This window comes from Nocardia sp. NBC_01329, assembly GCF_035956715.1.
Taxonomy (GTDB): domain Bacteria; phylum Actinomycetota; class Actinomycetes; order Mycobacteriales; family Mycobacteriaceae; genus Nocardia.
In genome coordinates, this window is the sequence record NZ_CP108381.1 from 3,358,226 (window position 1) to 3,373,523 (window position 15,298).

Here is a 15,298-nt window from a genome sequence, read left to right on the forward strand (position 1 = left end):
CCGGACCTGTCAGTGCCGCTCAGAACAGTCCGCCTTCGGTGTGGGCAACGGATGCGGTGGCCTGTAGCTGCGAGACCGGCGGACTCACCTCGACCCGCTCCCGGCCGTCCCAGCGCCACGGCGTGACCAGCACCGCGTCGATACCATCCCGGCGCGCCAATTGCGCGATGGCCAACCCCGGAACCTGTGGATAGCACCCCCATTCGCGTTCACTGGTCATCACGACATCGAGGTCGAAGGCGGCGAGCAGGCCGAGACATTTTGCCCGCGAGTCATCGTCCACACCCGCGAACGCCTCGTCGAGCGCGACGAGCCGCGGCGCCTGGGAGTTCCCCGCGGAGCTGTAGAACGAGGACGCGGCGGCGAACAACGGCACCGAGGTGACCAGTGCCCGTTCGCCTCCGGACGCCGGTCCGGCCGCGGGCCGCCACTGGCCGTCCTGGTAGCGCTGGATACGGAATTCGTGCCAGGACCGGTAGTCCAGCGCCCGCGTGAGCTGTTCGGTCCAGCCGCCACCGGTGGTGTCGTCGGCGTGCTCGCGGTTGATCTGTTCCTGCAGGAACGCTCCGACCAGCGCACGGTCCGCGGTGCTCCACGCGTCGGCGGTCTGCCGCAGCAGCCGGTCGCGCACCCGATCCAATCCGTCCGGCGCCCCGCGCACCGTATGCCATTGCAGGCGTAACCGCATACCGGTCGAGGTGGGTCGTGCCTCCAGGTCGGCGTTGATCGAGCGCACCTGGTCCTCGGCGCCGGAGATCAGCTCCTGCAGCAGTCCGGCCACCTCGTTGATCAGGTGGTTCTCCAGGATCTCGCGTTCCTTGGCGGACAGCAGCACGGCGCGGTGCTCGGTTTCGGCAGTCAATGCGTGTACCAGACCCGGCACGTCCTGCTGGACGCCCTGGAATCGCACATCCACCACGATGATGCCGTCGCGGACGGTGAGCCCCACCGAGTGACCGTGCCGGGACAGTGTGTCGGTGAGCAGTTTGTGCTCGGCGGAAACCCGCTGCTGCACCAACTCCCACGGCCGTTCGCCGGCGTCGAGGTCGGCGAGTTCGGCATCGATGGCGCGGGCCAGCGTCACCGCCGGTGTCGGAGCCCAGTCCGCGGCCACGTCCGGAACAACCAGATCGGGCAGCGCGGTGGTGAGCAGGCCGGTGGCGGCGAACGCGCGGAGGTCGGCGATCGTCTGTTCCCGGTCTGCGATTGCCTCGTCGAGTCGACCGGACAGCGTTTCGCGTTGTCCGTCGGCGTGGCCGCGGTCGCCGAGAGCACGGCGCTCGGCGGCCGATGCGGCCTCGGCGGCGTTATCGCAGGCGGTGATCTGCTGCTCGACCGAGTCGAGCTCACGGAACAGCTCCTCGACGGCGGTGCCCGCGGTCTCGACCAGGGTGCGATGCCGTTCGGCGGCGGCGGCGGCCTCCATCCGGGTCTGTCCGGCGATCTCGGCGGCCGTGTCACGGTGTTCGGTGGCCAACTCGAGCTCGTGCCCGGCTTCGCGCACCGCCTCTCGTGCTCGCGCGTCCGCGCGGGCCGCCGGCCACAGCCCGGCCAGCGCGACTCGATAGTCACCCAGCGCGGACCGGATTCCGGTCAGGGCGGCGCGATCCACCGGAAGCCGCACATCGTGCGCAAATTCTTCTGCGGTGGAATATGTTTCGCGAACGCGTTGTTCCCGGCGCGAATGCTCCGCGACGGCCTCGGCGTGTTTACCGTCCAGGTGTTGCCGAGTGCGATGCTCGGCGGCCAGCCGGCCGTGTGCCTCCCGCACAGCGGTATCGTCCGGGCAGCGCCGCTGGTCGGCGAGGACCGTCTCCTGGCGGTCTGCCAGTTCGAGTGCGGAGGCGGCCAACGTCTCCCGCCTCGCTTCGACCTGCCGGAGTTCGACGTTCAGCTGTTCCAGCCGGGCACGCCGCGCGGTCTCCCGCGCACCTTCCCCGATGTAGGCCGCGGCGGCCTTGTGCCAGGATCCCCGCAAGATCCCGATCCGGAAGCTGCCGTCGCTGTCCACCCACGTATCAGCACTGTCGTGCCCGAAACCGATAGCACCCAGCACGGCGGTGACAGCGGACTCGTCCAGCGCCGCAGCCTGCGGGTCGGCGCGATCGATCGCCGGAGCCAGCACCGTGGTCAGCCCGCCGTCCGCAGCGGCGGTACCCACTGCGATCAGCACGTCGTCGGTGACCCCGTCGCGCAGGCTGCCGTCCGGGTCCAGCCATGCGTCCAGAATGCCCGCGGCCTGCAACGCGGCTTCCAACCCCGCGCGCTGCTCTACTGCTACCACGTCGGTGAAATCGATGACTTTCCACAACGGTGCACCAGCCCGCGTGCGGCGTAAGGCGTTGTCCCGGGTGGGTGGCGCGGTCGGCGCGTCGTGGCCGCCCTGCTCCAGTCGCTCGATCTCATCGGTCAGCGCATCGCCTTCGGCCGTGGCCAGCTCGGTGGCAGCCTCCACTGCCTGCTGTTCCCGGGCGAGTGCCGCGGTGGCCAGTCGCGCCGCCTCGCTCACGGCGGCGTCCGCCGGATTCGGACCGTCAGGGGTGTCGACCCAGACCTCGAGCGCAGCCCGCACCGTACCGGGGTCCGCGAACCACAGAGAGGTCACGCCACCGAGGTATTCGGTGAACTCCTTCACCACGGCAGCCCCGGCGGCCGTGACGACCTGTTCGGCCGCCAGTATCCGCTCGGCGACCTGCTGCCGTTCGCCGGTGATCCGATCCACTTCGTCGCGCGCACGCCGCGCGGCCCCGTCGGCCGCCTCCGCAGTGTCCAACAGACCCGACAGCGTGGTCAGCGCGGTCCGGGTGGTATCGACGAGCCGACTGCCTGCCGGTTGCGCCGCCGGGTAGGGCGCGGCGTCCGTGCCGAGTGCCTCGATCACCGCCGCATGACCTTCGGTCAGCCCGGCCCCGGTCGCCGCCTCCGCCGCAGCTCCGGTGGCCCGGGCATAGGCGTCGGCGTCAGCGGTTGCCACCTTGCGCGCGGCCCCGAGCTGGACTTCCCTGCGTCGCAGCGTATCCGCAGCTCTGGTGAGATCGCGTTCCCGATCGGTCGCCAGCACACCGAGTCGCTCGGCCTCCGATTTCGCTCGAGTCAACGCCTTGGCGTCGCGCATCTCCGGGCTGTCGTGCAAGGCGTCGCGCCGGGCGGACAGCGTCGAACGGCGCGCAGCGGCGGTGTTCCGCTCCGCAACGGCCTCCAGCACCGCGACTTCGGCCCGCTCGAACGCCGTCTGCGCCTCGGCCAGTTCGGCGTTCAGCTTCTCGTAGCGACTGTGCGCCTTGCGGGGTGGTTCGGCCCGCCGCTTCGCCGCGATCCGCGCATACCTGCGGTAGTGGCTCAAAAAAGTCTCGCCCGCCGACCGCGCCTCGGCCAGGCCGCGCAATGCCTCGCGTTCCTCGTCCAACCCCCGGAACGCCTCGGCCACCGTGGTGACCAGCACCGGGTCCAGCGGCGGCAGCGCCTCGGTGAGCGCACGCGAAAGCAGCTTCTCGTCCGGTTTCTTCGACAACTGCGGCTGCCGCAGCTGAATCAGCAGATTGACCAGTGCCTCGTAGCGGTACAGTCCCAGCCCGAACAGCGCCTCGTCTACTGCGCGGCGGTAGTCGGAGGCCGTGTCGTACAGCCCGATACCGCCGAGCGCATCCTTGAGTTTCTCCCTGGTCAGCGCCACCTTCGTCGGGCCGATCAGGGACAATTCCTCGACTACACCCCGATGACCGACACGTTGTCCGGTCACGAAGAACCAGTGCCGGGCGATACCGCGACCGGCGACCGCTTTGAGCCCGCAGCCGATGGTCCGGTATTCCGGGGTGCCGTCGGCTGTCAGCCGGCCGAACTCCAGCCAGGTGTAACCGAGCCGCTCGGTATGCGGATGGTTACCGCCCAGCAGCAGATTCCATTCCATCCGCTTGTTGCGGTCGCCGTCGGGTTCCACCCGGTGGGCGGCCAGCTCACCATCGAGCAGGAACGGCACCGTCAGCGCCAGCACCTTCGATTTCCCGGTGCCGTTGTTGCCGCGCAACAACAGACGGCCGTCGTGGAAATGGAACTCCTCGACATCGTAGTAGAACAGGTCGACCAGTCCGGCGCGCAGCGGCTGCCAGCGCTGCCGGGCCGGGACGGGTGGCAGACTCATCGCGACCGCCCCTTTCGTGTCGTGCGGCGTGTCCGGGGTTCGCTGCCGTCGCGAATCACCGCTTCCCGCACGGAATACCGGGATATCGCGGGCAGCGCCCGGACTGCGTCCGGCGCGGAGTCCGCCACCAGCCGCAGGGCCCGCAATGTGGTGAGGGCGATCTCGAGCAGTTCGGTGTCTGCGCCGGGCTCGGTGACCCCACGACGCCAGTACGAGGTGTGTTGACGAGCCAGAGCACGCACGTGAGCTCGCAGTGTGTCCAGCAGTACCGGTTCGCCGGCCCGACCGGACAGATACTCCGCTATCAGCAGGGTGACGTGGCCGTCGGTCCGCTGCTCCGGCATTCGCACATCGGTCAGGTCGTCGTCAGGATCGACCATCGCGATACCCTCGGCGCGCATCTCGGCAACCAGACCGGTGGCCTGCTCGATACGGCGGGTGATGGCGGCGCGCTGGTTGATCAGATAGGCCCGTTCGTCGGCGGTCAGATCGTCGTAGTAGAGCACCGGATCGTCCAGTAGCCGCCGAGTCAGCTGGTGGCGCAGGGTGCGACGCCGCAAATCCTCGGTATCGGGCACCGATTCCGCCGACAGCGCCGCCAGCCGCTGCTCGAATCCCGGTTCCGTAATGGTCGACGGCCCCCGGCCGGTGGTGAGCAGCGCCGCCAGCACCCGGCGGCGGACGTCGTACAGGACATCACCGGTATCGCCGAGGTAGGAATCCTCCTCGCCGGCGACCCGCTCCAGCGCGCCCCAGGCCAGCAACAACCGCACCACGGCCACCAGATCTGCGCGCTCGTCGCGGCGGCTCAGCGTGAATTCGACACCCGCAGCGGCGAATTCCGGGTCGCCGGCGGCGACCAGCACCCCTTCCGCCAAACGGCCCAGCGTGATCTGTGCGTCAGCTCGCTCCAGCACCGCCAGAGCCAGGCACAGCAGCACATAACGCCGTCGGCCGAACGGCGCCCTGCCTTTTCCGTCCCGCGCCGGATGGGTGGCGTCCTCCGTGGTGGCGGATACCTTGAACAGGCGCGCCGATTCGGCGTCCACCAGCAGCCGCCAGCCGGTCTCCGCGGCGAACCAGTCCCGTAGATAGGCGGCATGTCGACGGACCGGCCGCAGCGCATCCTCGTCGGCGACTACCGTCAGCAGCGGCTTGGCCAGGAGCGCTCGCATCGCCCGGCGGCGCTGCGCCTCCTCTTCCTGCGAATCCATCAGGCAGGTGCCCCCACCAGGGCGGCTCCCACGAGGTCGATGATCTCGAGGACATGTTCCGGGCCGCGCAGCACACCGTCGTCGGTGGGAATCTCGACGTCCGGCGCGTCGGCGACCGCGGTCAGCCGGATCAGCATAGTACCGTCGCCGGTGGTGGTTTCCACCTCGGCCGCACCGGGCTGTCGCGCCGACAGCGCATCGCCGACCAAGCCCAGGAACAGCCTGAACACGCGGGTGTCCAGGACATCGACCTGCGACAGCAGCACCGGGCCTCCGGTGGCCAGCCGGGCACGGGCGGCAGCGACCTGCTGCCGTTCACGCGCGGCCTGCTCCGCCAACATGCGGCGGGCCTCGGCGCGGTCGGCGACCCGGGCCGGTTGCCCACGCCGCTCATAGGTGCCGGTGCGGCGCAGTTGCGGGCTGATCTCCACCCCCGGCGCATCGGCCCACGGCAGGCCGGGCGGCGGCTCCACTTCCTCCCACCGCTGCACCGTCTCCGCCGTCACGGTCAGATGCCGGGCCGGCGTGAGACCGAAAGCGGACCGCCACAGCCGATGCGCCGCAGCATCGTCGGGCGCCTCGGCGAACCACCGGGCCAGCGCCCGGAAATCGGCGGACCGGTCGGAGCGGCCCGAACGTCGCTCGTTCAGCGTGGCGACCGTATCGATCAACTGGGTGATGGCGGTGACCGCCGCCGAGCGCAGCAGCCGGGCCTGCGACGGGTGCTGCGAATCGGCCGAGACGAACCATTCGCGCAGGCCACGCCACCGGTTCTGCCATATGGTGAGTGTGTCGGAGAGCGCCGCTTCGTAGGCGTCCCGGTTCGTGTCCGGGATCTCGGCCACCTCGGGCACCATATCGCGAGCCTCACGTTCCACCGCCAGCCGCAGCAGACGCTCCACCGCTTCGGGGGCCGGCTCATCCAGCAGCGCCGCGATTTCCGCGCCCCGATTCGCGAGGTCGGCGATGAACCGGTTGATGTAGTCGATCAGCCGCTGCTTGTAGGCCACGAAAGCCTCGACATCACCGTCGGAGAAATCGATCACCCGGCGCAGCGACGCCATAAAAGCCTGAGCGTTATCGGCCAACCCGGAAAACCGTTCCACCAGCCCGAGGAGCAGCAGATGTACCTTCGCCGGATCGATATCGGCGGCCTCGGCCCGAGCGAGCGCCACCAACGCCCGCAACTGGTTCGCGATGTCCTCGAGCGCCACCGACTGGAGTGCACCCCGGCGTCCCAGGGCCTCGTCATAGACGGCGAGCGCCTCCTCGGCAGCCTGCCCGGCGGCAGTCAATTGATACAGGTATCGAGCCCGATGGAAATCGGCCACCGTCGTCACCCGGCCGGTATCCGGATCCGACCGCAGGTTGCCCCACCCGACCAACTGCTCCAACGCGGCCGCCACGGTCTCCGGCGCACCCGAACGCCCCAGCTCGACTGCCACATCCTCCGGCCGCATATGCACAATGAACCGATCCCGGGCCTGCACGAACACGACCAGCACATCCCGATAGAGTTCGGCATTGGGCGCGCTCAGATGAGCGAACGGCTGCACAGTCGGCTGGTCGGTATTCACGACCACCATTGTGCCGAACCCAACCGACGGCTGCGCAGAAACTGTGGCTCCCAGCCTGTTCCGACGAGGGAGCCTGCGTGATCTGCTCGACTGCAACGAAGAGCGGGCATGCACCGATAGGATCGTTCAAAAGCTAGGCAACCGGCGCAGATTGGTGGGGATTCTGTATGGAGAAGGGTCGGTGGACAACGGTCACCGAGTCGAGTTTCGACCATGAGCGCCGGGGCCTCGAGGCGATCCGTACCCGCCTGCCCGATAACGCCCCGTGGGCAGCATGGTCGAATTTCACCTTCACCGCGCAGACCGGGCATGTGCGGGAGGTGGACCTGCTCGTCATCTCGCCCTCCGGCGTGTACATGGTCGAGTTGAAGGATTGGCGCGGCGAGCTCACGTGGCGCGACGGCGCCTGGGTGCAGGTGACACCGAACGGCGGCCGGCGTAAACGGCGCAGTCCGGTGCATCTGGTGAACCAGAAGTCGAAGGAGCTGGCGAGCCTGCTCGGCCAGCACGGCGTCAACGTGTGGATGCACCACGCGGTGTGCTTCACCAATTCGGACCTGAAGTTCAGGTTGCCGGACGGCGAGAAGGCTACCACCCATACTGTGGCCGGACTGGTGAAGCGGCTCGAGGCGCCGGCGCAGGAGCCGCATCACCGCATCGACCCTGTGCGGGCGGAACGAATCGCCAAGGCACTGAAGGCGCTGGGTATCCGCCGTAGCGACGCCGAGTTCGCGGTGGGCCCTTACGCCCTGGAGCGCAAACCCTACGACACCGGTCCCACCTGGCAGGACTACCTGGCACGCCACGAATCCCTGGGTGAGCTGGTCCGCATCCGCATCTACCTGCAGGCACGCGGAGCCGACCAGGAGGCGCGCGATTCGGTCGGCAACGCCGCCCAGCGGGAGGCCACCGCCTTGGACCGGTTCCGGCATCCGGGGGTGGTCCAGTTGAAGCTGTTCGATCCGTCGGCGCATTCGGCGGGCCCCGCACTCATCTTCCAGTTCCATCCCGACACCCTGCCGTTGGAGGAGTATCTCGCCCGCTATGGCGGGCTCCTCGCTCTCTCCGACCGGATGGGGCTGGTGCGCCAGCTCGTGGAGACCTTGCGGTCGGCGCACAAGTCACGGATCCATCACCGCGCGCTCACCGCGCATTCGATCCATGTGGTCCCGCGTCCCGGTGAGTCCGAGGAGCAACGCTGGCGCGCCCCGCGTCTGCAGATTTCCGATTGGCAGCTGGCGAAGACGCTACGTGCGGGCAGTGCTCATCCCGGCGGTCCCCGCCATTCCTCGACCACACTGTCGGTGCAGCATCTGTCCGCCGGCACCGAGGCGTATCTCGCACCGGAACTCACTGCACCCCGCCCGGATCCGATCGCCCTGGATGTCTACGGCCTGGGCATGCTCACTTTTCTGCTGGCTACCGGTACTGCTCCGGCGGCGACACAGGCCGAGTTGCTGGCCCGGTTCGAATCGGGTGAGTCACTGCGCCCCAGCGCATTGTTGGCGGGCCCGAACGACGATCTGGATCTGCTGGTGGCCGGTGCCACCGATTTCAAGCCGACCTTGCGGCTCGCATCGATGGACGAGTTCCTCGAACTGCTCGACGATGTGGACGAATCGTTGCAGCCGCCGGTGGAGAGCGAGCATCCGGAACCGGAGCCCGATCCCCTCGAGGCCGGTCCCGACGATGTGCTGGGCGACCGCTGGCAGGTGGTGCGCAGGCTCGGCACCGGGTCGACGAGCCGGGCGCTGCTGGTGCGTGATCTGCGGGCAGATCTCACCAAGCGCGGTGCGTATCCACTCGCCGTGCTGAAGGTGGCGCTCTCGGATGAACGCACCGACTACTTGGTGAAGGAAGCCGAGGTGCTGCGCCGGTTGCGGCCACATTCCGGGGTGATCACCCTGCTCGAGCCCGGCGTGGTGCAACTCGGCGGCCGGACCACGCTGGTGCTGGAGTATGTCGGCGATGAGCAGGTCGCGACCGAACCGGAGTCCGGTGGTAAACGGCGGCGCACCGAGGAGACGGTGGCGCGCCAGCTGCGCGATACCGGCCGTTTGCAGATCGACCAGCTCGAGCGCTACAGCGACTATCTGTTCGGCGCGATCGATTTCCTGGAAGGCGAAGGGATCTGGCATCGCGACCTGAAACCGGACAATATTGCGATCAGGGTGCGCCCCAACCGTACTCGCGAGCTGGTACTGATCGATTTCTCGCTCTCCTGGTATCCGGCAACTCAGGTGGAGGCCGGTACCGACGGCTACCTGGATCCGTTCATCGGCAAGCACATCATCCCCCGTTCTTCCTACGACTCGCACGCCGAGCGGTACGCCTTGGCGGTCACCCTGCACGAGATGGCGTCCGGTGAGCTGCCGAAGTGGGGGGACGGCAGTGCGCTGCCGCAGCAGCTCGACGCGGACGAATGGCCGTATCCGCAGATCGCCGCGGACGGTTTCGACCCCGCCCTGCGCGACGGGCTGGTCGCGTTCTTCCGTAAAGCGCTGCATCGCGATACCGCCCAGCGCTTCCCGGATCTGAAGCCGATGCGCGACAGCTGGCGTCAGATTTTCCTTGCCCTCATGCAGGCGGTACCGTCGCGCAGCCGCCACCCGGAGCAGGTATCCGAACGGGTCACTCCGGCGGAGGAACGGGAGCTCGCCGCCGAACAGGTCACCCGTGAAACCCATCTGTCCGCCGCCGGATTGTCACCCACCGCCGAACAGTTCCTCTACGGGCTGGAAGTGACCACGGTCGGTGAGCTGCTCGACTACGGCCAGCGTAGTCTCGTCACCGCCCGCGGCTTGGGCTACCTCACCCGCCGGGAGATCCAGCAACGGCAGAAGGAGTGGGGGCAGCGGCTCGGCAAGTTCGCCCCGGCCCCGCTCACCTCGGAGGCGCGCAAAGCGGCGAAGGCCGAATCCACCGCCCTGGCCGCCGATCTCGATGCGCTGTCGCTGGATAACCTGATCACCCGGTTCGTCCCCGAGCTCAAACCCGATGGCTCGAACGCAAACAAGGTGAACGCGGTGGCACGGCTGCTTCGAGTGCCCGGTGACAGCGATCTCCCCGAGCTGGGCACGTGGCCGACCCAGGCCGCAGTGGCAAAATCGCCCGGCCAGTCGTCGAGCGGTCTCAATCAGCTATTGAGGCAGGAGCGGCAACGCTGGAAACGCAATCCTGCCTTCCCTGCGCTGCGTGCGCAGGTTCTCGGCCTGCTCGCCGAATTCGGCCGCATCGCTTCGGCCACCGAACTCGCCGACGCGCTCACCGCGAGCCGCGGCACCCGTCTCGACAGCCGTCACGATCGCCGCGCGATGGGATCGGCGGTGTTGCGAGTGGTCGTCGAGGTCGAGCAGCTGGTGCCGGAGGAAAAAGCATTTTCGAGCCAGGTGCGCCGCGCAGGTGCCGGCACCGACGGCGCCGATGTGACGGTCCTGCTGGCACTCGAGGTGGATCAGGACACCGAACCCGACGCCCCCTCCTTCCACGGCCTCGTCCACTACGCGCAGCGCCTCGGCCGTATCGCCGACACCCTTGCTGCCGAGGAAACCCTCCCGACCGCCGCCACAGCACTGGAGCGGTTCGCAGCCGTGGACCGTCCGGCCGAATTCTCCTGGGACGAACGCCGTCTCGCCCAAATCGCGGTGGCCGCCTCCCGCACCGCCGCCGTAACTCCACGCCTCGAGGTGTATCCGCGGGCGCTGCCGCTGGTGCGCGCCATCCGCCTCACCCAGGCCGGTTTGATGACCTGGATTCCCGGTGTGCGCCCCGATCTGCAACCCGGCCTCGAGGTCAAGGACGTGCACGAACGTATCCGTGCCCGCTTCCCCGATCTCGCTATCGACGGCGAGGCAGGTCTGCCGACCGGGCCGGCGCTCACCAAGGCGTTACGCGATGCCGGTTTCGCCGTCCACCTGGCGACCCGGGCGAACACCCACCGCCATCGCTACCTCCCCGACCACACCGACACCCCTTCCAGCTATCACGCCACTTCCCTGCGCCGCACCACCGACACCGACCGCCCCACCCTCTCCCGCTACGCCCAGGACCCGCTGGTGGCCGCCGCCGCCCGCGCCGAGGACAGCCTCGAATCCGCCGCCGAGCGCGACGGGTTCCGCGTGCTCACCGTCGAATCCCGGCAGGTCCGCACCGCTGCCGACACCCTGGCCCGCCGGTTCGCGGCCCGCCCGCTCTCGGTGACCGAACTGTTCCTCACCGCCCTGCATGCCCTTGTCCCGCCGAGCACCAAACCCACCTGGGAGACGATCCTGCGCGCCGATATCGCCGCCCCCGGTTCCAAAGCGGCCGTGAAGTTCTCCGAATACGCCCGCACCGCGTGGAGCAGCGTGGAGCCGCACATCGCCGAACAGCTCCCCGGCGAGGGCCCCCTCCTGCTCACCGACGCCCACGTCTTCGCCCGCTACGGCGCGCTCGGCGTGCTCAGCCGCACCGTCGAACAGGCCCGCCGGGGCCGGGGCGCGGTATGGCTGCTGTGCCCACAGCCCGATGCCGAGCGCGACCCGCATCTGGGCACGGTGGCGGTGCCGTACCAATCGTCGCTGCACGAATGGATCCCGCTACCCGCGAGCTGGGTCCGCAATCTGCACCGCGCCACCGATACCGCGGCGGCACCCGACGCCGGCCAGGCGTCTGCGTAATCTCGTCCCGTAACCGTCTCCCGTACACAGGAGTTCAGCCCATGATCGATCGCGCCGCCCTGCTCGCCGACCTGAAGAAGCAGGTAGCGGCAGCCGAAAAAGATCTGGACGCCCAACTGAAACACCCTGCCCTCGCCGACACCCGCGCCCGCCTGCACGCGGAATGGGCCCGCGCCCGCGACCTGAAACGCACCGCCGCCACCGAAACTTCCTGGCTCGACGAACGCCGCACCCAGGTAGCAGTGGCATGGGTCCTGGGCACGGTCTTCGTCCGCTTCTGCGAAGACAACCATCTCATCGCCGACCCCTACCTCACCGGCCCCACCCCCGACCGCCGCGAACTCGCCCTCGCCCGCTACGACGCCTATGTGGAAACCGACCCCGACCCCACCTACCGCGGCTGGCTGGAACACGCCTTCGCCGAACTCGGGGCGGGGCAGGCGGGGAAACTGCTCTTCGACCCGGCCCACAATGCGCTCTACCAGGTTCCGCTCTCCCACGACGGGGCCCGGGATCTCATCGAGTTCTGGCGGGAACGGGACGAGCACGGAGTGCTGGTACACGATTTCACCGATCCGCTGGATGAGCAGGGGGTCAACGGATGGGATACGCGATTCCTCGGCGACCTCTACCAGGATCTCTCCGAAGACATCCGCAAGAACTACGCGCTGCTGCAAACACCGGAGTTCGTGGAGGAGTTCATTCTCGACCGAACGATGACGCCGGCTATCCGGGAGTTCGGGTTCGAGGAACTGAAGATGATCGACCCGACGTGCGGGTCGGGGCACTTCGTGCTCGGAGCATTTCGGCGTCTTGTTCATGTGTGGTCCACAATGCATCCCGCCAAAGATCCGCACGAGCGCGTTCGACGTGCACTGGAATCGGTCCACGGAGTGGACATCAATCCGTTTGCCGTCGCTATCGCCAGATTTAGGCTATTAGTCGCTGCTATGGCAGCGGCAAACGTTCGCACTCTGGACTTGAGTGCGCAATACGAATGGCCGATCCAGCTCGCTGTGGGCGACTCGCTAATTCAATCCCGGGAGCTGACCTTGATCGGCGAGAACAGTGACCCGTTTGCCGAGTTCTCATTCAGCACCGAAGACGTTAGTGAGCATCCGCGGATATTGGAAAACGGGCGATATCATGTCGTTGTCGGAAACCCCCCGTACATAACCCCAAAAGATCGCAATCTCAATAGCGAATACCGTCGAATCTATAAGGACGTCTGCTCGGGAAAGTACGCATTGTCTGTTCCATTCGCAGTTCGATTCTTTGAGCTCAGCAAGAAGGGGGACGACGATGGAATCGGATTCGGCCAGGTTGGACAGATTACCGCGAACTCATTCATGAAACGCGAGTTCGGCACAAAGTTGATCGAAGGATACTTCGCAAGCAGCGTCGAACTTACCGAAGTAATCGATACATCAGGCGCCTACATTCCCGGACATGGCACTCCAACAATCATTTTAATCGGTACTCGGCGTACCAACAGGCAACGTAGACCGACTATACGCACGGTCCGGAGTGTACAAGGCGAACCAACGACACCCGAAAAAGCAGAGAATGGTGTCGTCTGGCAGGCAATTAAGAATCAAATCGACCTCCCAGGATCAGTTAGTCAATGGATTTCGGTCGGAGACCTTGACCGCAAAGAATACTTCGCAAAGCAACCCTGGATCCTTCTCGCCGACGGCCTTGAAATGGTAAGGCAAATCGAGAAGGCGTCATCCACCTCACTGAAATACAACTGCGAATCGATTGGAATCACTAGCTTTACCCTGGAGGACGACCTCTACATCTTGTCGATCAAAAGTGCCGATCAATGGCGAATACCCCGAGAATACCGGAGGTCGATGGTAACCGGCGACCAGCTTCGCGACTGGTCGCAGGGCGCACATGATGATGCCGTGTTCCCATACGATAAAGAATTCAAAGCCGTTGATATTAGATCATCCCCTGAACTCCTCAAATACATGTGGCCAGCTCGAACCACAATATCCAGAAGTCTAATGTTTGGCGGTAAGACCAAGATCGACACCGGGCTCATGTGGTCGGAATACGGCCGCTTGACCAGCCGCAAGCTAAAAATTCCACTTTCTATTGCTTTTGCATTCATGGCTACCCATAACCATTTCGTTCTCGATCGAGGCGGGAAGGTTTTCAAACAGACTGCACCAGTAATCAAGTTGCATGAAGGAGTAAGCGAAGCAGAGCATATAGGATTGCTAGGCCTGCTCAATAGCTCGACGGCATGCTTCTGGTTAAAGATGGTCGGATACCCCAAGGGCGGTGATCCAATGGGCAGCTCAGGGGCACGCGTTAGTATTCACCCTTGGTCAGAGCGATATGAATTCTCCAGTGGTAGCATTGAGAACTTCCCAGTCCCCGATACTTTACCAGGCAGTATACCTGCCGAGCTGGACAAGATTGCCCAGAAAATGACTGATCTAGATCCGGAAAATCTTTTCAGCGTCAACATCCCGTCTGCCCACTCGATGCGGACAGCACGTACGAAATTCGACTCATTCCAACGCCAAATGATAACTCTCCAAGAAGAACTCGACTGGCATACATATGCAATTTACCACCTGAACGACGAAGACTTGCGGGCCCCGCGAGATGACTTGCCAGAACTTAAGCTTGGTGAACGCGCATTCGAGATAGTACTCGCGCGACAGGTTGCCGCAGGCGAAGCATCGGACGAATGGTTTAAGCGTCATGACTCTGTTGCCATCACCGAGTTGCCCTCGCACTGGTCGAGGCACTACAAGCGGGTGGTACAGCGGCGAATCGACACCATCGAGTCCAACCTGGCGATACGCATGATCGAGCGCCCAGAGTATAAGCGACGCTGGACTTCTGAGAATTGGGACACACGACAGAATAGGACCCTTCGGTCCTGGCTCCTTAACCGCATGGCATGCCGCGATGTCTGGTTCGACCAGCTCGACCAACCTCAACTTGCCTCTTTGCCACGGCTCACCGATCGACTTTCTCGCGACGAGAAGTTCGTCTCGGTAGCGACCCTGTACGCTCCGCACACGGCCCTGAAAAAGGTAATCTCGGACTTGATTACCCCGGAACACGTTCCAGCGGTCGCCGCGCTGCGGTACAAGCCGTCCGGCTTGAAGAAGCGTGCTGGCTGGGAACACGTCTGGGACCTCCAGCGCGCCGAGGATCGCGAACCCGACGGCGCCAAGAGGTTGGAAATCCGCAAATCCATCGCGGTCCCGCCGAAATACACCTCCGCCGATTTCATACGGACCTCCTACTGGCAGGCACGCGGCAAACTCGACGTCCCCAAGGAACGTTTCATCTCCTACGCCACCGCCAACACCCCCACCCCCGACCTGTACGGGTGGGCCGGCTGGGACCACCGGGAACAAGCCTTCGCCCTCGCCACCCACCTCACAAACACCGCACTGCCGACCGAGGAGATCACCCCACTTCTGACCGCCCTGCTCGAACTCCAACCCTGGCTCGACCAGTGGCACACGGAGGTCGACCCCGCCTACGGCCTTTCCCCCGCAGCCTTCCTCGCCTCCCACCGCCGCACCATCCAGGGCGAACACGGCCTAACCGACGACGACCTGCGAGCCTGGCGGCCACCGGCGGCGAGCCACGCGCGAGGCGGAAGAAAGAAAACCGCCACCGAAACTGCCTGACCATCTGTTGTACGTATCGGAAGGCGACCCGCGCTCCATGGCG

The 15,298-nt window shown here is 66.0% G+C and carries 5 protein-coding genes; 2 read left to right on the plus strand and 3 right to left on the minus strand.

What is annotated here, in order from left to right; all coding sequences use genetic code 11:
- Nucleotides 1-19: 19 nt before the first annotated feature.
- Genes OG405_RS15150 through OG405_RS15160 form a run of 3 tightly spaced genes read right to left on the minus strand, consistent with a single transcriptional unit; the run spans nt 20 to nt 6,929 of the window.
- Nucleotides 20-4,138, minus strand: a complete 4,119-nt coding sequence (locus OG405_RS15150) for a TIGR02680 family protein (RefSeq protein WP_327147142.1) — start codon at nt 4,136-4,138, stop codon at nt 20-22.
- Nucleotides 4,135-5,352 (minus strand): TIGR02678 family protein, encoded by a 1,218-nt coding sequence (locus OG405_RS15155; protein WP_327147143.1) that lies wholly within the window; start codon nt 5,350-5,352, stop codon nt 4,135-4,137. Before OG405_RS15155 ends, OG405_RS15150 begins: the two co-directional genes overlap by 4 nt.
- Nucleotides 5,352-6,929, minus strand: coding sequence for a TIGR02677 family protein (locus OG405_RS15160; protein ID WP_327147144.1), 1,578 nt, complete (start codon nt 6,927-6,929; stop codon nt 5,352-5,354). The genes OG405_RS15155 and OG405_RS15160 overlap by 1 nt, the downstream gene beginning before the upstream one ends.
- Before the next feature lie 167 nt (nt 6,930-7,096).
- Here OG405_RS15160 and pglW point away from each other — a divergent pair, with 167 nt between their 5' ends.
- Nucleotides 7,097-11,587, plus strand: coding sequence for a BREX system serine/threonine kinase PglW (pglW, locus tag OG405_RS15165; RefSeq protein WP_327147145.1), 4,491 nt, complete (start codon nt 7,097-7,099; stop codon nt 11,585-11,587).
- A gap of 41 nt (nt 11,588-11,628) precedes the next feature.
- Entirely contained in the window at nt 11,629-15,255 is a 3,627-nt protein-coding gene (gene pglX, locus OG405_RS15170) for a BREX-2 system adenine-specific DNA-methyltransferase PglX (RefSeq protein ID WP_327147146.1), read from the plus strand.
- The last annotated feature ends 43 nt before the right edge of the window (nt 15,256-15,298 follow it).

Bases quoted from the DNA above. Each gene is read 5' to 3' on its own strand.
- OG405_RS15150 (WP_327147142.1), bottom strand. From the start codon at position 4,138: ATGAGTCTGCCACCCGTCCCGGCCCGGCAGCGCTGGCAGCCGCTGCGC.
- OG405_RS15155 (WP_327147143.1), bottom strand. From the start codon at position 5,352: ATGGATTCGCAGGAAGAGGAGGCGCAGCGCCGCCGGGCGATGCGAGCG.
- pglW (WP_327147145.1), top strand. From the start codon at position 7,097: ATGGAGAAGGGTCGGTGGACAACGGTCACCGAGTCGAGTTTCGACCAT.
- pglX (WP_327147146.1), top strand. From the start codon at position 11,629: ATGATCGATCGCGCCGCCCTGCTCGCCGACCTGAAGAAGCAGGTAGCG.